Here is a 20,210-nt window from a genome sequence, read left to right as displayed (position 1 = left end):
GACGTACGACATCTCCTTGCCCGACAGTTTTTACAACCCGACGAAAGAATCGAAGCCATCGTGAAACGATCAAGTGCCTTGCTCGCAATTGTGACCCCGGCGGTGCTGCTGGCGTCACTGATCACACCCCTCGGAGCCGCCACTGCATCGGCGGCACCATCGCCATCCGCTCCGCCGCTGTATCCGGCGGTCGGCGCCGGCACGTCGTTCCTCGACCACGACGCGAAGGTCGCGGGGCTCCCTGATCCGGCGTGGTACGAGGCGAACATCCCGTTCGTCGACCTGCCGGACAAAGACATCGAGTCGACGTTCTACTACCGCTGGCGCACCTACAAGGAGGCGCTGAAGTACACGGGGCCCGCTGACGGCTGGGTCGTGACCGAGTTCCTCGGGACGCCGGGCTATGCGGCTCCCGGTGGCGCCATCTCCGCTGCGGCGGGACACCACATCTACGAGGGCCGGTGGCTGCGCGATCAGCGCTACCTCGACGACTACGTGGACTACTGGCTCACCGGGGCGGGCTCCAGCGCCAAGCCGTCCACCGACGGACTGGGCTCCGACACCACCGACTGGGCTCACCAGTACTCGTTCTGGGCCGCCGATGCCGTGCTCGCGAAGGCGAAGATCGACGGCGATCTGAGCGGCGCGGAAGCACTCCTCCCCCAGCTCGAGAAGCAGTGGCAAGCATGGGCCCCGCAGTACAACGCCGCGCTCGGCCTCTACTGGCAGACGCCGGTGTGGGATGCGATGGAGTTCACCGCGAGCTCGTACCAGAGCGATGACCCGTACCACGGTGGTGCGGGGTATCGCCCGACGCTGAACGCCTACCAGTACGGTGACGCGAACGCGATCTCCGAGTTGGCGCGCCTGCTCGGCGACAACGCGAAGGCCGACGACTACGCCGCGAAAGCCACAGGGCTCAAGGCCGCGCAAGAGGCGCACCTCTGGGATGCGGACGCGCAGTTCTACAAGCACGTCATGCGCGACGGCAACCCGTCCAACACGAAGATCGCCGATCGGGAAGAGATCGGTTTCATCCCGTGGTACTTCCACATGGCGCCCGCCGAGAACGACGACGCGTGGGCCCAGCTTCTGGATCCGCAGGGTTTCAAAGCGCCCTTCGGCCCGACCACGGTCGAGCGCCGCAGCCCCTGGTTCATGCACGACGCGCTGAACGGATGCTGCCGCTGGGACGGACCCTCGTGGCCCTATGCCACGAGCCAGACCCTGACGGCCGCCGGTAACCTGCTGGCCGACTACCCGGCACAGCCCTACCTCAACGCCGCTGATTTCACCGGTCTCGTCCACGACTACGCTCTCACGCAGCGCAAGAACGGCAAGCCGTACGTCGCCGAGGCACACCACCCCGATGAGGACCGCTGGATCTATGACGGCGTCGGCAGCAGCGACGACTACAACCACTCCACGTTCAACGACATCGTGCTGGGAAGCCTCATCGGCATCAAGGGTGAGGACGACGGCACGGTGCGCATCGCTCCGCAGGTCGACCCCAGCTGGGACCACTTCGCCGCTGAGAACGTGCCCTACCACGGCCGCAACCTCACCGTGCTGTGGGACCGCGATGGCTCGCACTACAACGCCGGCGCCGGCCTCTCGGTCTATGTCGACGGGGTGCTGACCCACAATCAGGCGGCGCTCGGCGACATCACGGTGCCGGTGGGCCCCGCTGTGCTCGCGTCGCTCCCCGGCCAGGTGGATGACGCGGCCAACCCGACCGCTGTCGGCTTCCCGAAGGCCAGCGCGTCGTACTCCAACGGTGGCGACCCGGCATCCGAAGCCACCGACGGACAGGACTACCAGCTCGACATCCCGAAGACGCGCTGGACCACCTATCGCACGCCGAACTCGAGCGACTGGCTGAAGGTGGACTTCGGTGTGGCCACGCCCGTCAGCGACGTGCGCACGACCTTCTACGACGATGGCGGCGGAGTGCAAGTGCCGTCCTCGTACGACGTGGAATACCTGACCGCGGCAGGCGACTGGGTGAGCCTGCCCGGGCAGACGCGATCGCCGGGCGCGCTCGTCGGCGGCACGGTGAATCGCATCGTGCTCGACAAGCCGGTCGTGACCACCGCCATCCGCATGGTCGGACAGAAGAAGGACGGCGCGGGTGGCATCGGTGTCACGGCGTTCGGTTCGTGGCGTGCGCTGGATGCCAACCTGACAACGTCGATCCAGACGCGGGCCGACGGTTCGGTCGCGGTCACGCCGGGCGGAACCTCTGATGTCGTGACGACCGTCGTGGTCGGTGCCGGTGGCACCTCCCCCGCCGGTGACCAGCTCTACGCTCCGGCCGGATGGAAGGTCGAGCGGGTCTCGGCCCCGATTCCCGCCGGTGCCGGGCCTGGCACCTATACGTCGACCTGGCGCGTCACCGTTCCCGCGGGCGCGGGTGGCGGAGACGACTCGCCGCTGCGCTACGTCGTCGACTCGACGACTCCCGGTCTCGGCGCCTCGACCGTGGGTATCGCACGGTGGGTGTTCGACCCGACATCGTTCGGTCACGTGGTCTGGGATGACACCTTCTCCACCGACCGGCTCGGCGAATACCAGACGTCGGCAGGGCTCGGCGAGCCGGCCCCGGCGCTCACGGTGAACACCACGACCGGAACACTGGATGTCACAGCGACCGCTCGTGCCCGTGCGCACGTGCAGATTCCGGTGCCTGCGACCTCGAGCTTCGCGCTGATCGTCGAGCCGAAGTCGTTCATCGACGGCCGACCGGGCGAGAACAGCCTGTTCCTCGGTGCTGCCGGATCGAACGAGGACTTCGCGATGAGCTGGTACAACCACTCGCGGAGTGAGAGCGGCGTGAACGTCGTCGTCGATGGTCAGGGCAAGGGCGACGCCGAGGGTGGCGGATCGCATCCGGTCACCTTGCAGCCCGGTCAACGCCTCGCGACCGTCGTCACCGACGGATCACTCAGCTCCTGGGTGGAACAGGATGGCGCGTGGCGCCGCATCAGCACGGCGCCGGTGAGTGTCGCCATCCCGCCCACGACGTTGGCCGGCTGGTTCCCGAGCCTCGACGTGCGACTGGATGCCGGGACGATCTCGCTCGATCGCATCACCGTCATCCAGGGCGGATTCCTGCCCGTGACTCCGGCCGCGGTGACCTTCGCCGATGGTCCGGGTGCGGCATCCGACACCTATACGGTTCCCACCACGGCGGGCGTCGAATATCTGGTCGGTGACCAGGTCGTCGCCGCCGGCAGCCACCCGGGCACGGGTTCGGTGACGGTCACCGCTCGCGCCTTGAGCGGCTACGTGCTGGCCGACGGCGCGACCAGTTCCTGGTCGTTCACCTTCTCGAACACGGGCGGATCGGTGGCCAATGTGGCGCCGCCGGTGGTGTCGGGTGTTGCGTTGGTGGGTAAGCAGTTGACGGCGGATCCGGGTAAGTGGGATGCCTCGGGGGCGACGTTCACCTACCAGTGGCTGCGCGATGGAGCAGCGATCGCTGGTGCGACGTCGGCGAAGTACACGACCGTCAAAGCCGATGGGGGCAAGTCGCTCTCGGTGAAGGTGACCGCGACGGCCGCGAACCGGTTGCCGGGAACGGCCGCATCGGCAGGAGTCGTGGTGCTGTTCCCGGCCACGGTGAAGGTCTCCAATCCGCTGTTGGGCATCTCCTGGTTCCGGGTCACGGTGAACGTGACGGTCTCCTCCGATGGGCCGGTCGCGGGGCCGGTGACGGTGAAGGTGGGAAACAAGACCTACCCGGTGACCGTGGATGCCCGCGGCAAGGGCAGCGTCACGCTCCCCAACCTCAAGGCCGGCTACTACCCGGTGTCGGCCGAGTTCCCCGGCACCGCCACCGTCGCACCCGCCAAGAGCCCTACCGGAGCACTGTTGATCCTCTTCTAAACCGAGGACGAACGACACGAACGATCGCAGCCCCGACCATCTCGGTCGGGGCTGCGGTTCGTGCGTCGCGCAGTCGTCGCGGGTCGCGTGCAGTAGCGTCCCGGGTATGACGATTCGTCTGGTGCTCGTCCGCCACGCCAAGTCCGACTGGGGCGATGCCGCGCTGGCTGACCACGACCGACCGCTGAACGACCGCGGGATGCGGGATGCTCCGGTTATGGCGCGCGTCCTCGCTGACTCCGGTTTCCGCCCCGACGTGATCATCGCCAGCACCGCGCTGCGCGCCCGGACCACCGCCGAGGCGTTCGGCGCCGAGCTGGGCGTCGCGGTGTCGCTCGACGAAGAGCTCTACGGCGCCCCGGCCCCGACCCTCTGGGCGAAAGCGGCGGCCACCGGAGCGGGTGCGGTGCTCGTCGTCGCCCACGACCCGGGCATGACGACGCTCGCGGCACAGCTGTCCGACGACGGCATCGCGCAGATGCCGACGTGCGCCGTCGCAGTGTTCGAGTGGGACGAGGACGACTGGGACGTCGCGGGCGCGATCGCCCCGGCATCGTGGACCTTCGATACCCCGCGCTAGCCCGCGCCGGAGTGCCCGCGCACGATGAGCTGCGGCTCGACCAGCACGTGGGCGGTGCCGGCGGCGGCCTCTCGAGGGGCGACCACGTTTCCCGTCGGGCCCATCAAGAGCTCGAGCACGCCGGCCGCGACCCGCTCCGGGAGCTGCTCGACGCTGCTGATTCCCAGTGCTTCGGCCGCCGGCGTGTTGTCGAAGCCGTATACCGGGAGATCGGCGTAACCGACGGCGCCGGCGGCCAGTTGCGCGCCGATCGCCAGGGCGTCGCTCGCGGCGACGATCGCCGAGACGGCCGGGGCCGCCGAGAGCGCATCACCGACAGCGGCGCGCGCAGCGCCCACGTTGTTCTCCGCCGAGATGCGGATGCCGGTGGCTCCGGCATCCGCCATCGCCTCACGCCACCCGCGCTCACGGTCATCTCCCGTGCCCGATCCTTCCGGCCAACCGAGGAACGCCACATCGCGCCCTGCCGTCTGCAGCGCGTGCGTCGTGGCTGCGCGGGTTCCCGCCGCGCCATCGACATCGACCCACAGGTGCGCCGGATCGGCGACGTCGTCGACCCCCCACGGACGCCCGAACGCCACGAACGGCACTCCGCGCGCCGAGAGCCAGCCGGTGCGCGGATCGCCGTGGAAGGTGCCGGTGATCACGACCGCGTCGACCTCGCCGCCGTCGAGCAGGTCGGCCATGCGCTCGATCTCCTGTCCGGGCGTTCGAGCGGCGAAGACGAGCAGGCGCATGCCGCGGTCGGTTGCCCGCTCGGTGAGCGCGTGCACGAAACGATCGAGCACCACGCCCGAGATTCCGCCGGCATACGGGTCGAGGTGCACCCCGATCGTGGAGCTGCGGCGGGTGCGCAACTGCCGAGCGGCGGCATGCGGGCGGTAGCCCAGCTCTGCGATGGCGCGCTCGACGCGCTCACGGGTCGCCTCGCGCACGATCGCCGGTGAGTTCACGACGTTCGACACCGTCTGGCGCGAGACTCCGGCGACCCGCGCGACATCGTCGACGGTGGGCGCTTTCGGCATTTCGTGTCCTCCCCCGAGCGAGTACGGCCGGCGATCTGATCGTTCCAAAACGAATCATATGGGTCGCGGCAAACCCTTGACACAATCCGGGGCTTTCCTTACCGTGGTGCTCACGCAGGTTTTGAACGATCCAAGTCATTCACAATTGGAACGATCAAGAAGCCCGCGCCCTATTGCCTCATCGAAGGAGAAGAGACACATGACACGGCACACCACACGAGCGCTACTCGCGGCGGGGGCCCTCCTCGTCACCGGAGCGCTCACCCTCACCGCCTGCGGGGGCTCGAGCTTCGACCAGCCCGCGGAAAGCGCAAGCGGCGGCGGCGATCTCACGTCGTCCAGCGATGCGCTCAACATCCTGATCGGCTCGTCCGGCGACGCCGAGACCAAAGCCGTCCAAGACGCCGTCGCCGCCTGGTCGGCCACTTCCGGCGTCGAGGCGACCGTGCAGGTCGCCAACGACCTCTCGCAGCAGTTGTCGCAGGGCTTCGCGGCAGGATCCCCACCCGACCTCTTCTACCTGTCGACCGACCAGATCGCAGGTTACGCCGGCAACGGGTCGCTCAAGGCCTACGGCGACCAGCTCGGGAACAAGGACGACTTCTACCCGTCGCTCGTCGAGAACTTCACCGTCGGCGACCAGTTCTACTGCGCGCCGAAGGATTTCTCGACCCTCGGTCTCGTGATCAACACCGACATGTGGACGGCGGCAGGGCTGACGGATGCTGACATCCCGACCACGTGGGACGACCTCGCGGCGGTGGCGACCAAGCTCACCGCGAACGGCCACGTCGGTCTGGCGTTCGGCGCGGAGTACCAGCGCCTCGGCACGTTCATGGCCCAGGCGGGCGGCGGCCTCGTCGTCGACGGGAAGGCCGTGGCAGACAGCCAGGAGAACGTCGATGCCCTCACGTACGTCAAAACGCATCTGAATGACGGCTCGTTCGCCTTCGCGTCCGACGTGGGCGCCGGCTGGGGCGGAGAGGCGTTCGGCACGCAGAAGGCTGCGATGGTGATCGAGGGCAACTGGATCACCGGCGCCATGTCGAGCGACTATCCGGACGTCAAGTACGCCGTCGCCCAGCTGCCGGAGGGATCGGGCGGACAGGGCACGCTGCAGTTCACGAACTGCTGGGGAATGGCCGCCGACAGCCCCAACCAGAAGGCCGCACTCGATCTCGTGGAGTACCTGACCTCCACCGATCAGCAGCTCGCGTTCTCGAAGGCCTTCGGTCCGATGCCGTCGATCCAGTCGGCCGCTGACGCGTGGAAGAGTGCGAACCCCACTCTGACCGCGTTCCTGGACGGTGCCACCTACGCCCAGTTCCCGCCGAACGAGGCCGGTGCGGCAGACGTGATCACCGACTTCAACTCGCAGCTCGAGTCGCTCAAGACCGGAGACCCGAAGGCGATCCTGGACTCGGTCCAGTCCAACCTCCAGCCGATCGTCGGCTGAGGCGATGGCCGCTGTGGCAACGCCTCGCCGCTCCGGGTCTCCCTCGCGGGGGATCCGGCGCGGCGAGGCCGCCGCAGGCTGGATCTTCACGGCTCCCGTGCTGATCATCCTCGGCGTGTTCCTGCTCATCCCGGTCTTCATGGCCCTCTGGGTGAGCTTCTCCGACTGGACGGGGCGGGGCAGCCCGTTCTCGTCGAACGTCGGCTTCGTGGGGCTCGACAACTACGCCGCCGTCACGACCGGCGGCGGGCTCCCCGAGCGCAACTTCGGCATCTCGCTGCGCAACAACGCCTGGTACGTCGTGCTCGTCGTGCCGCTGCAGACCGCCCTCTCGCTCTTCCTGGCTGTGCTGGTCAATCGCGCGATCCTCCGCGGTCGCGGGTTCTTCCGCACCGCGTTCTACTTCCCGTCGGTGACGAGCTCAGTGGCCATCACCGTGTTGTGGCTCTTCCTGTTCTCGGCGACCGGCGTGATCAACCAGATCCTCTCGTGGGTCGGGATCAACGGGCCGAACTGGTTCAACGACCCGAGCGGCATCGTCCACAACGCGTTCGCCACCGTCGGCGTCACGACCGGCCCCGATGCGCTCACGCAGAACGGGTTCCTCTCGGTGTCGTGGTGGGACTGGCTCGCCGGCCCGTCGGTCGCCATGTGCGCGTTCGTGCTGATGGCGGTCTTCACCACGAGCGGCACGTTCATGCTGCTGTTCATCGCCGCGCTCCAGAACCTCGGCCATGACATCGACGAGGCCGCGATGATGGACGGCGCGAACGGCTGGAAGCGATTCTGGCGGGTCACGCTCCCCCAGCTGCGGCCGACGCTGTTCACCGTGCTCACCCTCGGGCTGATCGGCTGCTGGCAGGTCTTCGATCAGATCTACACCGGTACTCAGGGCGGACCGGGCAAGACGACGCTGACCCCCGCGTACCTCACGTATCAGTCGGCGTTCATCTCGCAGGAGTGGGGGCAGGGCGCCGCGATCGCCTTCATCCTGTTCCTCATCATCGTGTTCTTCACGATCTTCCAGCGCTGGGTGCTGCGCGACCGCCCGGTATCGAGGCGGCGAATCCGTCAGTACGAAGTGCGACCCCCCAAGCCCGCCACGCCCGCAGGCCCCCGACCGAAGGAGACGGCGCGATGAGCGGTACGACGCTGCAGGAGCAGTCCGTGGTGGCCGAGGCATCCGAAGCCCCGCCCCGCCGCCGTCGCAAGAACTACAGCACGCGCACGAGGGTCGGGCAGCTCGTGCTCTATCTGGTGCTGATCGTGCTCGCGCTGATCTACATCTACCCGTTCCTCGTGCAGGTCGCGACCTCGTTCAAGACCGACGCCGAAGCCGCCGCCGATCCGATCTCGCTCATCCCGAACGTGTTCACCGTGGCAGCCTACGAGCGGCTCTTCACCCGCTCCGACTTCCCGCTGTGGTTCGTCAACTCGGCCATCGTGACCGTCTTCGTGACGCTTGGGCGCGTGTTCTTCTGCTCGCTGGCCGGCTACGCGCTCGCGCGACTGAACTTCCGCGGGCGAGGCGTCGTGTTCGCTGCCGTCGTCGCGGTGATGGCCGTGCCCGGCGTCGTGCTGCTGATCCCCAAGTTCCTGGTGATCAACCAGCTCGGCATCTACGACTCGTACATGGGCATGATCCTGCCGCTGCTCGTCGATGCCGCAGGGGTCTTCATCATGAAGAACTTCTTCGAGTCGATCCCGGTCTCGGTCGAGGAGCAGGCCCGCATCGACGGCGCGGGCCCGTTCCGGGTGTTCTGGTCGGTCGTGCTGCCGATGGCCCGCCCGGCGCTGATCACGATCATCATCCTGTCGTTCCAGGGGTCGTGGAATGAGCTGAGTCACTTCATCGTGTCCACCCAGTCTCCCGCCCTGACCACCCTCACCAAGGGTGTGGCCTCGCTCGCGAGCGGACAGCTGAGTCAGGGCAGTCAGTACCCGATCAAGCTGGCCGCCGCCGCCATCATGACCATCCCGGTGGCGGTCATGTTCTTCATCTTCCAGCGGCGCATCATGAACGCCAACGAAGGAGCCGTCAAAGAATGACCTCGATCCACCCCACTCCCCGACAGCCGCTCTTGAACGACGCGGTGATCGTCCTCCGGGCCCCCACGCAGATCTGGTCGGGTCGTGGGGGCGACATCGGCGATTCCGCGATCGACGGGGTGTATCACGGCGATGTCCGTCACGTGAGCTCGCTCGAGCTGACGTGCGCGGATTCGCCGGTCGAGTGGATCTCGGTGACGCCGCACGGCTCGTCGCGCGTCGTGTTCGGCGGGCTGCTGCGAGGCCTCGACGATCCGCTGCCCGATCCGCGCGTTCGGGTGCTGCGCGATCGTCGCGTGCTCGACGGTGCCCTCGAAGAGACGTTGACAGTCTCGTCGAGGGTGCAGCACAGCATCCGTACCGGGATCGACGTGCACCTCGCTCCTGAATTCGCCTCGCTCCATGATGTGAAGTCGGGTTTCGCGCGCGCACAGGAGTTCTCGACGGATCTCGGAGCGGATGCTTCGGCCGCCGCGCGGTCTGGCTCGGCGTCATTCGTGGTCACCGCCCCCGGGGCCGTCGTCCGGACGGATGCCGCAGGCGGCATATGCCTGAGCTGGCCGATCTCGCTCGAACCCGGCGATGACTTCAGCGCCACGTGGCGGATCGATCTGCACGACGACACGCTGGCGGTCGCCGGCGTCGGCACGCCGGCCGCGAGCGCCGAGAGCATCGGGGTTGCGGATCCGCGCCTCGCCCGCTGGCTCGACACGGCCCTCGGCGATCTGGATGCGCTGCGGCTCAGTCTTCCGGACCACCCCGGCGACGAGTTCTACGCGGCCGGCGCCCCGTGGTTTTTCACCCTGTTCGGCCGCGACTCGCTGTGGGCCGCGCGCCTCGCGCTGAGCGTCGACCGTGAGCGGGCGGCATCCACTCTGCGCGTGCTGGCACGACTTCAGGGCACGGAGGATGACCCGGCCTCCGCCCAGGAGCCGGGCAAGATCCTGCATGAGCTGCGGTCATCGACGCTCGTGCTGCCGCAGGAGGGCCTCGTGCTCCCGCCGGCCTATTACGGCAGCGTGGATGCGACCGCCCTGTGGATCTGCCTGCTCGTGGACGCGTGGCGTGCCGGGATGCCGGAGGACGAGGTTCGCGCGCTCCTGCCCGCACTCGGCCGCGCGCTGGAGTGGATGATCGACGTCGCCGACCACGACGGCGACGGGTTCCTGGATTACATCGACCGCACGGGCCACGGGCTGGCGAACCAGGGCTGGAAGGATTCCGGAGACTCGATCCAGTGGCGCGACGGGCGCCTCGCCGAGGGCCCGATCGCGCTGTGCGAAGTCCAGGGCTACGCCCACGAAGCCGCCGTCGGGGCGGCCGACCTGCTCGATGCCCTCGCCCCGGGCGACAGATCGGGCGACCTGCGCGCGTGGGCGCGAGCGCTGAAGGAGCGCTTCGCCGCCTCGTTCTGGGTCGAGACGCCCGAAGGTCGCTACCCGGCAGTGGCGCTGGACCGCGACAAGCGCGCGGTCGACACCCTGACGAGCAACATCGGGCACCTCCTGGGCACCGGCATCCTCGACCCCGCCGACGAACGGGCCGTCACCGAGTTGTTGCTCGGGCCGAGCATGTCGACGGGGTTCGGCATCCGCACCATGTCGTCGGGTGCGGCCGGATACTGGCCGCTGTCGTACCACGGCGGCAGCGTCTGGATCCACGACACCGCGATCGCCGCGCGCGGGATGGCCCGCGCCGGCCTCGACGACCAGGCGCGCGCAGTCGTGGAAGACATGCTCGCGGCCGCCGAGGGCTTCGGGTATCGGTTGCCCGAACTGCACGCCGGCGATCCGGCGGGGCGGACCCGCGTTCCGATCCCCTACCCGGCCGCCTGCCGCCCGCAGGCCTGGTCGGCCGCCGCGGCGGTCGTCTGCGCCGAGATCCTCGGCTGATCCCGCGTCAGTCGACCTTGTGCACGGCCCCGCCGGTGAGCCGCACGAGCTCGTCGAACGTCAGCGGGAACAGCGTGTGCGGGGTGCCGCCCGCAGCCCACAGCTCGGAGTAGGCGGCGAGCGCCTCGTCGACGACGGTCGTCAGGGGTGCGGGGTGGCCGGTCGGTGCGACGCCGCCGATCGCCTGGCCCGTGGCGGCGCGCACCTGCTCCGGGGTCGCGCGGCCGATCTTCCCGCGGCCGAGCCGGGCGGCCAGCGCGGCGGTGTCGACGCGATGCGCGCCGCTGGTCATCACCAGGAGCGGCTCGTCGTCCGACCAGAAGACGAGGCTGTTCGCGATCGCGCCGACGTCGACTCCGAGGGCCTCGGCCGCGAGGGCGGCGGTGGACGCCGCATCCGGGAGCATCTTTATCTTTCCGGCGATCCCGGCCTCGGCCAGCCGATCGGCGACGAGGCGGCTGCGGGCGGGGAGTTCTGCCGTCATGCCCTCCACCCTAGAGCGGGTGTCGGAGGGTGGTCGTAGCGTCGCAGGCGGGGCAGGGCTGACGAGAGGCGGACGACATGACCGGCACGATCTTCGACATCGCGCTTCCGGCGCACGAGAAGGCATTGCGGATGCTGGAGCGAGACCTCATCGCATGGATCACGACGATCGACGCGCAGGGTCGGCCGCACGCGGTGCCGGTGTGGTTCATGTGGCACGGCGAGCGGGTCGTCGTCTTCAGCGAGCCCGGCACGCAGAAGGTCAGGCACATCCGGGCCGGCTCGCCGGTGCTGGTTCACCTCCAGGCGGGCGGTACGTTCGGCGGCGACGTCGTGATCCTGAACGGGCACGCCGAGATCTCTGAGCGGCCGGCGTCCGAATGGCTCGCGGGTTTCCGCGACGACTTCGTCGAGAAGTACGAGGCGGCGATCGCCGACTACGGCATGCCGCTCGAGAAGATCACCGAGACGTTCTCGGCGGCGATCGTGTTCACGCCCGAGGCGATCAAGGCCTGGTAGCGACCTGGCTGACGTTTTCTCGGCGGTCGGGTGATGCGGGTCAGCCCGGGGCCGACGCGCCGGCGCGCGTCAGCCGCGGGCCAGCACCTCGGCGTGGGGCATGAGCAGCCAGCCGTCCGGGGCGGCGGCCCATTCGCGCCATCCGTCCGCGATCCGCTCGAGCGCCGCGCGGTCGGCGAACCCGCCCGAGACAGCGTGATCGGCGAAGGCCGATGACACGACCCGGGTCGCCCACGAACCGCCCCACCACGCCCTGTCCTCGGGCGTCTCGAACAGCCAGAGCGAGGCGCTCGAGGCGACGTCGGTGAACCCGGCGTTCAGCGCCCACGACTTCAGTCGCCGACCGGCGGCCGGCTCGCCGCTCACTCCCCCGTGCACCCGGAGGTACACCTCGAGCCACTCCTGGAGCGCGGGGATCAGCGGATACCAGATCACCCCGCGGTAGTCGACGTCGCGTGCGGCGACGACGCCGCCCGGCCGCACGACCCGCCGGAACTCGCGCAACGCATCCACCGGCCGGGTGAGGTGCTGGAGCACCTGGTGCGCGTGGACGACGTCCACGCTGTCGTCCGGCATCCCGAGGTCATAGGCGTCGCCGACCTCGAACGACAGGTTGGCCAGCCCCCGCTCGGTCGCGAGCGCCTGGGCTTTCGCGACGATCTCGGGCGCGGCATCCAGACCCGTGACATGCCCCGGAGCGACGAGCTCGGCGAGATCGGCCGAGATGGTGCCGGGCCCGGCGCCGACGTCGAGCACCGTGAGGCCGGGGCGGAGCGCGGGGATCAGGTAGGCGGCGGAGTTCTGCGCGGTGCGCCACTCGTGCGAGCGCAGGACGCTCTCGTGGTGGCCGTGGGTGTAGTCGTCGGATGCCATGCCCCGAGCGTATTCCCGCCACCGGGCGCGCTCCGCGGGCCCGGTCTCACTGGGGATGCGTTCACAACTCCGGCAGAAACAGGCACGCCAACCCGGATGGAGCCAAACACGCCGTCCGCGCGGCAATCCGACCGGAGTTGTCACCGCGGATTGGACCGGCCTCGCCCCCTACCCCTCCCCAACCGCTCGCGCCCGACGACTCCCCACACCTTGTCGCCTGCGGACACCGCGGCCGCGCGGCGTTATCGAGACTGACGGCATGTTCGACGAGCTTCACGACGACTCACGGTCCTGGAATCGCGCAGAGCTCCGCGCCGCAGGAATGACACAGCGCGCAATAGCTGCGGCGCTCGAGGGCGGAACCTTGATCCGCGCGCACAGGGGCGTCTACGTGCTCCCGGAGGCGTGGGAGGATGCCCGAGTCGCGGCGAGCATCGGTGGTCTCCTCGGGTGTGTTTCCGCGCTGGCGGCCACGAGCATCTTCGTACTGGCGCACACCGCTTTACACGTGCACGTCGCTCCGCACGCGACGCGCCTACGAAAGTCGGAGCGTGCGATCGTGACGCACTGGCGGCCACTGCGCAGGCAGACACACCCCGGAGCGCTGCGCGTCGAGCTCTTCGACGCGCTCCTGCAAGCGACCATCTGTCAGACACCGCGGGCGGCGGTGGCGACACTCGACAGCGCTCTGCACCTGGGTCTGATCGACGAGTTCGACCTCGACGAGATCTTCCGGCACGTCCCGGCTCGACGACTTTCACTGCGTGCATTGGTCGACGGCACCGCCGAATCGGGGCCAGAGACTTTCGTGCGGTTGATCCTTCGATCGCTCGGATTGTCGTACCAGACGCGGGTCTCGATCGACGGGGTCGGACGTGTCGATTTCGTCGTCGAAGGCTGGCTGATCGTCGAATGCGACAGCCGCGCGTTCCACAGCGGATGGGACGCCCAGCAGGAAGATCGCAGACGTGACCTCGCCGCAGCAGCTCGCGGGTACGCCACCCTCCGTCCCGTCGCGGCAGACATTTTCGATAATCCCGACATGATCCGGGCATCCATCCGCGGAATCGTGGAAGGCGGATGGCAACGGCGGTGACAACTCCGGTGACATCTGGTGGAAACGCGGGAATGCGCAATGCGAGGGCGCATCCACGTAAATCCACCGGAGTTGTCACCGCACACGAGGCACACCATCCCGCAGGGCGAGACGCGGTACCGCGCAACGTGACACCTCATCCCACGGGTGGCAGGATGAAAGGGTCCGCACCCGTTTCGGATGCAGGATCGGCGAGTCAAAGGAGACCGCATGTTCATCAGCCCCCTTCCCGACGTCGAGATCCCCGAGGTCAGCGTCTTCGAGTACCTCTTCGACTCGCTGTCCGACGAAGACCTGGGCCGCGTGGCCCTGGTCGACCCGGCCACCGGAGCCGAGACGACCTACGCGGCGCTGCGCGCCCAGGTGGTCGCGTTCGCCGGGGCCTTGGCCGCCCGCGGCGTCGGCACCGACACCGTGGTCGCACTGCTCTGCCCGAACACCCCGGCGTTCGCGACGGTCTTCCACGGCATCCTGCGCGCCGGAGCCACCGTCACCACGATCAACTCGCTCTACACGGCCGGCGAGATCGAGAAGCAGCTGAAGGATGCCGGAGCCACCTGGCTCATCACGGTCACCCCGCTCCTTCCCGGCGCGAAGCAGGCCGCTGCCGCGGTCGGCATCGCCGATGACCACCTCATCGTCTTGGACGGCGCCGAGGGGCACGAGAACCTCCGCGGTCTGCTCACCGAGGGCAGCCCCGCTCCCGACGTCAGCTTCGACCCCGCCACGCACGTCGCGGTGCTCCCCTACTCCAGCGGAACCACCGGCATCCCCAAGGGTGTGATGCTCAGCCACCGCAACCTCGTCGCGAACGTCGCGCAGTGCGTACCCAACATGAACCTCGGCGCCGACGACCGGGTACTGGCGGTGCTGCCCTTCTTCCACATCTACGGGCTGACGGTGCTGCTGAACCTCGCGCTGCGCAAGCGGGCACGCCTGGTCACGATGCCCCGGTTCGACCTGGTGGAATTCCTCACCATCATCCAGAAGTACGAGTGCACCTACCTCTACATCGCCCCGCCGATCGCGGTGGCGCTGGCCAAGCACCCGATCGTCGACCAGTTCGACATCTCGAGCGTCCACACGGTCTTCTCCGGCGCCGCGCCGCTCGACGGCGAGACCGCCGAGATCGCCGGGCGCCGGATCAACGCCAGGATGCTGCAGGGCTACGGGATGAGCGAGCTCAGCCCCGTGTCGCACGCGATGAACTTCGCGCGGCACGATGAGCCGGTCAGCTCGGTCGGCGCGGCGCTGCCGAACGAGGTGTGCAAGCTCGTGGACACCGAGACCGGGGCCGAGATCACCGAGATCGGCGATGACGGCAAGACGCTTCCGGGTGAGCTGTGGGTGAAGGGCCCGAACGTGATGCTCGGCTACCTGAACAACCCCACGGCCACGGCCGAGACCCTCGACGCCGACGGGTTCCTGCACACGGGCGACGTCGCGGTCTACCACGAGGGCGGCTACTTCTCGATCGTCGACCGCGCCAAGGAGCTGATCAAATACCACGGGTACCAGATCGCTCCCGCCGAACTCGAGGCGCTCCTGCTCTCGCATCCGCAGATCATGGATGCCGCGGTCATCGGTGTGCACGATGCCGACAAGCAGGAGATCCCCAAGGCGTTCGTGGTCGCGGCGCCGGGGTCAGACCTCACCGCCGACGACGTGATGGCGTTCGTCACCGCGAACGTCGCACCGCACAAGAAGATCCGCCAGGTGGAGTTCATCGACGCGATCCCGAAGTCGACGTCGGGCAAGATCCTCCGCAAAGACCTGCGGGCGCGCGAGGTCGTCACGGCCTAGCCGCCGCGCCGCCGCGAACGTGAAAGCCCCCGGGAAACCGGGGGCTTTTCACGTTCAGTGGACCTGAGGGGACTCGAACCCCTGACCCCCTCGATGCGAACGAGGTGCGCTACCAGCTGCGCCACAGGCCCTGAACCTCCGATAGGTTATCACGCGATTCCCGGCCGGATCGGCCCCGCCGGGCGGCCCGACATCGCGCACGGGGCCGCACTGTCGGCGAGCCCCGTCGCCCTCCGGCGCAGGGCTCAGGCGCTGGCGGCCCGGCGCTGCAGCAGCTGACGGACGTGCGCCTCGATCTCGGCGTCGTCGACGTGCCCCATCTGGCGGAACCGCTCCGACTCCGCCTCTTCGCGCGCCTGGCGCGCACGGTCGATCGAGGCCGGCTGGAGCTCGGCCTCCCGCTCGCGCATACGTTCCTCTTGGGCAGCGAGGCGCAGCGCTTCGCGCGCGGCGGCCTGGTCGAGCACTGCGGCTGCCCGCGAGCCCGCTGACGCGGTGAGCGGGCGCGGAAGCTCGCGCGGAGTCCAGGCCACGTCGCGCTCGACTCCGAGCGCGAGGTCTTGCACGGTGACGGCGCGCCGCGGCGCGACCTCGGTCTCGGTCTCGGTCTCGCGAGCGATCGCGCGGGCGTTGACCCGCGACATCCGATTCAGCAGGATGCCGCAGACCACCGCGAGCGCGACAGCCGACCACAGCACGACCTGCGAGCCGGTCGTCACGACCTGCCAGCCGCCCCATACGGCGCCGGCGAGGGCGGCAAGGCCCACGATCGTGGTGATCAGGCGCGCGCGCCGACGCGCACGCGCCTGACGCGCGGCGGGGAGGGCACGAGCGGCGGCGAGCTCCTGCCGAGCGAGCTCGAGATCGGCCAGGCCGCGTTCGTTCTGCGTGCGGCGGGCGAGGCGCTGCTGGGCGAGGGCCGTCCGGGCGTTGAGCTCGAGCCGCACCTCAGTCGGGGTCTCGCTCGTCTCGGCGAGCACCCGCAGCGCCTGGTTGAGGCGCACGGCGTTGCGCTCGGCGGCGTCGTACTGATGCCGGCTGTGCCACGACGGCAGCAGGTAGACGAGCCACAAGAGCACGGCGACCAGCGCCACCACTCCCCCGCCCAATACCTGCCCGCCCATGCGCACCACGGTATGCGACGTTGCCCTCGGCCCCAGGCATCCCGTCGCGTGTCGCCCCGAGCGATTTCGCGCCGAGACGCAACGCCCGCCCGTCAGGCGTGCAAGCGGTCGGCGGGCGGGATGGTCGCAGCATCCTGCGGGGCGCGTCCCTCCAGCCAGCGCTGCAGCACCCCTTGCGGAACCTCCTCGCGGACGAGCGCGAACGCGTAGTGGTCGCGCCAGTCGCCGTTGATGTGGATGTAGCGCTTGCGGAGGCCCTCGTAGCGGAAGCCGAGCTTCTCGACGACGCGCAGGCTCGCCACGTTCTCGGGGCGGATGCAGATCTCCATGCGATGGATCCGGAGCTCTTCGAACGTGATGTCGGTCGCCATCGCGACGGCGGTGGGGGTGATCCCCCGCCCGGCGAAGCGCTCGCTCACCCAGTAGCCGATGGTCGCCGATGCGAGCGATCCACGCGAGATGCCCCAGACGTTCAGTTGCCCGGTGACCTCACCCTCGTACTCCATGACTAACGGCACGCCCGAACCGTCACGGTACTGCTGCAGCAGGCGCCGGATGCCCAGGCGCATGTCGAACGACACCGGGCCGTCTGGGCTCGTCGCCTCCCACGGCCGCAGCCATGAGCGATTCGAGAGCAACTCGTTCTGCAGCACCCGCGCGTCGCGCGGGCGCACCAGGCGCAGGCCGATCGGTCCGTGCAGCCGGGGTGCTGTGAGGTCCATCGCACACCCCTTCGAACGGGCGGCGTCAGAGATTCGCCGCGAACTCCTTGAACCAGGGTCGCAGCTGCGGGCCGAGATCTTCACGATCCGCCGCGAGCCGCACGATGGCCTTGATGTAGTCCACCTTATCGCCGGTGTCGTAGCGACGACCCTTGAACACGACGCCGTACACGCCGGGGCCGTCAGGATCGGCCGCGAGCTCCTGGAGCGCGTCGGTGAGCTGGATCTCGCCACCCTTGCCGGGCTGGGTGTGCTCGAGGATGTCGAAGATCGACGGCGGCAGCACGTAGCGACCGATGATGGCGAGGTTCGACGGCGCGTCCTCCTGCTTCGGCTTCTCGACCATGCCCGTGACCTTGACGAGCTCGGGGTCATCGGTCGCCTCGGCCACCGCCACACCGTAGAGGTGGATGTGCTCCGGGTCGACCTCCATGAGCGCGACGATCGCCGCGCCGGTGCGCTCGTGCTCGGCGAGCATCGTGGGCAGCAGCGCGTCGCGCTCGTCGATGAGATCATCGCCGAGCATGACGACGAACGGGTGGTCGCCGACGTGCGCCTTCGCGCGCAGCACGGCGTGACCGAGACCCTTCGGCTCGCCCTGACGGACGAAGTGGATGTCGGCCATGTCCGACGAATGCTGCACCTTCGCGAGCTTCTCCTGATCGCCCTTGCGCATCAGGTTGCTCTCGAGCTCGGGCACCGAGTCGAAGTGGTTCGACAGGTTGTTCTTGTTGCGCCCGATGATGATCAGGACGTCGGTGATTCCGGCCTGGACGGCCTCTTCCACGACGTACTGGATGGCCGGCTTGTCGACGACCGGCAGCATCTCTTTCGGAACGGACTTGGTGGCAGGCAGGAATCGCGTTCCGAGACCGGCTGCGGGGATGACGGCTTTGAAATGCAGGGGAGGCATGCGTTCACTCTAACGAGGGATGACGACTCGGATTATCCCTGTCATCGGGGGCGATCCCCCACCAACGGCTCGGCCGTCGAGCGACGCCTAGAATCGACACCATGCACGACGCCATAGCCGACGCCAAGCGCGCAATGCGCGCGGAACTGCGCGAGCGCCGTCATCTGCTGTCGCCGTCGGCGCTTCAGGCCGCCGCGAACGGCATCCACGAGCAGCTCGATGCCCTCGTCGACAGGCTCGGGGTGCGCTCGCTGTCGTGCTTCCTCTCGACCACCACCGAGCCCGGAACACGTGAGTTCGTCGCTGCGGCGGTGGGCCGCGGCATCCGTGTCCTCCTTCCGATCTCGCGCGCCGACGGCCTCCTCGACTGGAGCGTCGCGACTTCCGACATCGACATCACCGAGGGGATGTTCGGACTGCCCGAACCCGTCGGCGAACTGCTCGGCCCGATCGCCGTGAACGACGTCGACCTGCTCGTCATCCCCGCGGCGGCCGTCGACCGCTCCGGCATGCGACTGGGCTGGGGCCGCGGATTCTTCGACAAGACCATCGGGTCTATGCAGCGCTGCCCGCCGGTGTACGCGGTCGTCTTCGACACCGAAGTGGTCGACGAGGTTCCCCGCGATGTCCACGATCAGCCCGTCACCGGCGTCGTCACGCCGACGCGCACCATCGTCCTCGCGCCCACGCGGCGCTGAACCGGAAGAGCCCATGCCCACTTACGCCTATGCCTGCCGCGAATGCGGCCACCGCTTCGACGCCGTGCAGTCCTTCGCAGACCCGACCCTCACCGAGTGCCCGGTCTGCGGCGGGCCGCTACGCAAGGAGTACGGCTCGATCGGCGTCACCTTCAACGGCTCGGGCTTCTATCGCAACGACTCCCGCGCTCCGGAGAAGGGTGCTCCCGTGAAGGCGGGGGCGGATGCTGGGGGCTCCGGCTCTTCGAGCGATTCCAGCTCTTCGGGGGGTTCGTCGTCCGGGTCGGGTGGCGACTCGGGGTCATCCGGGGCATCATCGAAATCCGAGGTGAAGTCCTCGCCCGCTCCGACGGGTTCATGACCGGCCACGGCCGGCGAAAGTGAGGGATTGCACGTGATCAAAGGCTTCAAGGAGTTCATCCTCCGCGGAAACGTCATCGACCTCGCCGTCGCCGTCGTCATCGGCGCCGCTTTCACCGCCATCATCGGCGCGCTGGTCAAGGGGTTCATCAATCCGCTGATCGGCGTCATCTTCCAGCTCGGCGACCTCACCAGCTGGGTCTGGGTCGTGCCTACCCTGTCCGGAGGCGTGTCGAACTTCGAGGTCGGGGCGATCATCACCGCGATCATCAACTTCGTCGCCGTCGCCGCGATCGTGTACTTCGTGTTCGTCTTCCCGATGAACAGGTGGAAGGAGCGCGCAGCGGCCAAGGCGGGCATCGCGGCGGAGGAGGCATCCGCGCTACCCACCGAGCAGGAGCTGCTCATCCAGATCCGCGACCTGCTGGCCGCGCAGCCGAAGGCGTAGCCCGCCCCGCTGCGGAGGTCGAGTAGGCGCGCCAGCGCCGCCCCTGCGGAGGTCGAGTAGGCGCGCAGCGCCGCCCCGGCGGAGGTCGAGTAGGCGCGCCGCGCCGCCCCGCCCGGCGGAGGTCGAGTAGGCGCGCCAGCGCCGTATCGAGACCCCCGACGTACCACGCAGGTCCGAGGGATCTCGATACGCTCGCTGGCGCTCGCTACTCGATCACCGCGGCGCGCGCTCGCTGGCGCTCGCTACTCGATCACCGCGGCGCGCGCTCGCTGGCGCTCGCT

General features: G+C 68.8%; 18 protein-coding genes and 1 tRNA gene. 12 read left to right on the top strand and 7 right to left on the bottom strand.

All coding sequences use genetic code 11. The features are described from left to right. Positions 1-78 precede the first annotated feature (78 nt). Complete coding sequence (locus ACFE6Z_RS00220; protein WP_375383690.1) at positions 79-3,888, top strand: discoidin domain-containing protein; 3,810 nt, start codon at positions 79-81, stop codon at positions 3,886-3,888. A 106-nt stretch (positions 3,889-3,994) separates the two neighbouring features. Further along, on the top strand, positions 3,995-4,468 hold the full coding sequence (locus ACFE6Z_RS00215; protein ID WP_375383689.1) for a histidine phosphatase family protein: 474 nt from the start codon (positions 3,995-3,997) through the stop codon (positions 4,466-4,468). Here ACFE6Z_RS00215 and ACFE6Z_RS00210 read toward each other — a convergent pair. Beyond that, a complete protein-coding gene (locus ACFE6Z_RS00210) occupies positions 4,465-5,493 on the bottom strand; it encodes a LacI family DNA-binding transcriptional regulator (protein ID WP_375383688.1) in 1,029 nt (342 codons plus the stop codon). The two genes, ACFE6Z_RS00215 and ACFE6Z_RS00210, sit on opposite strands and share 4 nt — an antisense overlap. Positions 5,494-5,692: 199 nt before the next feature. On the opposite strand from ACFE6Z_RS00210, the gene ACFE6Z_RS00205 reads away from it, so the two are divergent. The 4 genes from ACFE6Z_RS00205 to ACFE6Z_RS00190 are packed head-to-tail and all read left to right on the top strand — an operon-like array spanning position 5,693 to position 10,890. Beyond that, on the top strand, positions 5,693-6,949 hold the full coding sequence (locus ACFE6Z_RS00205) for an extracellular solute-binding protein (RefSeq protein ID WP_375383687.1): 1,257 nt from the start codon (positions 5,693-5,695) through the stop codon (positions 6,947-6,949). A 4-nt stretch (positions 6,950-6,953) separates the two neighbouring features. Then, a complete protein-coding gene (locus tag ACFE6Z_RS00200; protein WP_375383686.1) occupies positions 6,954-8,090 on the top strand; it encodes a carbohydrate ABC transporter permease in 1,137 nt (378 codons plus the stop codon). Next, on the top strand, positions 8,087-8,998 hold the full coding sequence (locus ACFE6Z_RS00195) for a carbohydrate ABC transporter permease (protein ID WP_375383685.1): 912 nt from the start codon (positions 8,087-8,089) through the stop codon (positions 8,996-8,998). The genes ACFE6Z_RS00200 and ACFE6Z_RS00195 overlap by 4 nt, the downstream gene beginning before the upstream one ends. Then, positions 8,995-10,890 (top strand): glycogen debranching N-terminal domain-containing protein, encoded by a 1,896-nt coding sequence (locus tag ACFE6Z_RS00190; protein WP_375383684.1) that lies wholly within the window; start codon positions 8,995-8,997, stop codon positions 10,888-10,890. Before ACFE6Z_RS00195 ends, ACFE6Z_RS00190 begins: the two co-directional genes overlap by 4 nt. A 7-nt stretch (positions 10,891-10,897) precedes the next feature. Here the strand turns inward: ACFE6Z_RS00190 and ACFE6Z_RS00185 are convergent, their stop codons facing one another. After that, positions 10,898-11,374: a YbaK/EbsC family protein gene (locus ACFE6Z_RS00185; protein WP_375383683.1), complete on the bottom strand. Its 477-nt coding sequence runs from the start codon at positions 11,372-11,374 to the stop codon at positions 10,898-10,900. A 77-nt stretch (positions 11,375-11,451) separates the two neighbouring features. Between ACFE6Z_RS00185 and ACFE6Z_RS00180 the strand changes: the two genes are divergently transcribed. Continuing rightward, positions 11,452-11,892: a pyridoxamine 5'-phosphate oxidase family protein gene (locus tag ACFE6Z_RS00180; RefSeq protein ID WP_375383682.1), complete on the top strand. Its 441-nt coding sequence runs from the start codon at positions 11,452-11,454 to the stop codon at positions 11,890-11,892. A 69-nt stretch (positions 11,893-11,961) separates the two neighbouring features. On the opposite strand, the gene ACFE6Z_RS00175 is transcribed toward ACFE6Z_RS00180, so the two are convergent. Further along, positions 11,962-12,765 carry a class I SAM-dependent methyltransferase gene (locus tag ACFE6Z_RS00175; protein ID WP_375383681.1) on the bottom strand — a complete coding sequence of 268 codons (804 nt, stop codon included), beginning with the start codon at positions 12,763-12,765 and terminating at the stop codon, positions 11,962-11,964. Positions 12,766-13,024: 259 nt separating this feature from the next. On the opposite strand from ACFE6Z_RS00175, the gene ACFE6Z_RS00170 reads away from it, so the two are divergent. Both ACFE6Z_RS00170 and ACFE6Z_RS00165 read left to right on the top strand, forming a co-directional pair. Beyond that, the gene (locus ACFE6Z_RS00170; protein WP_375383680.1) at positions 13,025-13,861 is read left to right on the top strand and encodes a hypothetical protein; all 837 of its coding nucleotides are present in this window, start codon (positions 13,025-13,027) and stop codon (positions 13,859-13,861) included. Positions 13,862-14,071: 210 nt separating this feature from the next. Beyond that, complete coding sequence (locus ACFE6Z_RS00165) at positions 14,072-15,664, top strand: AMP-binding protein (RefSeq protein ID WP_375383679.1); 1,593 nt, start codon at positions 14,072-14,074, stop codon at positions 15,662-15,664. Between the two features lie 58 nt (positions 15,665-15,722). Here ACFE6Z_RS00165 and ACFE6Z_RS00160 read toward each other — a convergent pair. From ACFE6Z_RS00160 to galU, 4 genes are all read right to left on the bottom strand, one after another. Further along, positions 15,723-15,795: transfer RNA gene (locus ACFE6Z_RS00160), tRNA-Ala, on the bottom strand. A 114-nt stretch (positions 15,796-15,909) separates the two neighbouring features. Beyond that, entirely contained in the window at positions 15,910-16,788 is an 879-nt protein-coding gene (locus ACFE6Z_RS00155) for a large exoprotein (protein WP_375383678.1), read from the bottom strand. Between the two features lie 92 nt (positions 16,789-16,880). Next, positions 16,881-17,510 carry a GNAT family N-acetyltransferase gene (locus ACFE6Z_RS00150; protein WP_375383677.1) on the bottom strand — a complete coding sequence of 210 codons (630 nt, stop codon included), beginning with the start codon at positions 17,508-17,510 and terminating at the stop codon, positions 16,881-16,883. Positions 17,511-17,535: 25 nt separating this feature from the next. Next, positions 17,536-18,423 (bottom strand): UTP--glucose-1-phosphate uridylyltransferase GalU, encoded by an 888-nt coding sequence (gene galU / locus ACFE6Z_RS00145; RefSeq protein ID WP_375383676.1) that lies wholly within the window; start codon positions 18,421-18,423, stop codon positions 17,536-17,538. A gap of 101 nt (positions 18,424-18,524) precedes the next feature. Here galU and ACFE6Z_RS00140 point away from each other — a divergent pair, with 101 nt between their 5' ends. The 3 genes from ACFE6Z_RS00140 to mscL are packed head-to-tail and all read left to right on the top strand — an operon-like array spanning position 18,525 to position 19,929. Beyond that, positions 18,525-19,121 (top strand): 5-formyltetrahydrofolate cyclo-ligase, encoded by a 597-nt coding sequence (locus ACFE6Z_RS00140; RefSeq protein ID WP_375383675.1) that lies wholly within the window; start codon positions 18,525-18,527, stop codon positions 19,119-19,121. Positions 19,122-19,134: 13 nt separating this feature from the next. Beyond that, the gene (locus tag ACFE6Z_RS00135; protein WP_375383674.1) at positions 19,135-19,482 is read left to right on the top strand and encodes an FmdB family zinc ribbon protein; all 348 of its coding nucleotides are present in this window, start codon (positions 19,135-19,137) and stop codon (positions 19,480-19,482) included. Positions 19,483-19,515: 33 nt separating this feature from the next. Continuing rightward, positions 19,516-19,929, top strand: coding sequence for a large conductance mechanosensitive channel protein MscL (gene mscL / locus ACFE6Z_RS00130; protein ID WP_375383673.1), 414 nt, complete (start codon positions 19,516-19,518; stop codon positions 19,927-19,929). The last annotated feature ends 281 nt before the right edge of the window (positions 19,930-20,210 follow it).

Source organism: uncultured Microbacterium sp. (assembly GCF_964244775.1).
In the GTDB taxonomy this organism is placed as follows: domain Bacteria; phylum Actinomycetota; class Actinomycetes; order Actinomycetales; family Microbacteriaceae; genus Microbacterium.
Note: the sequence above shows the minus strand (reverse complement) of the source record. Positions and strands in the feature narration are given on the sequence as shown.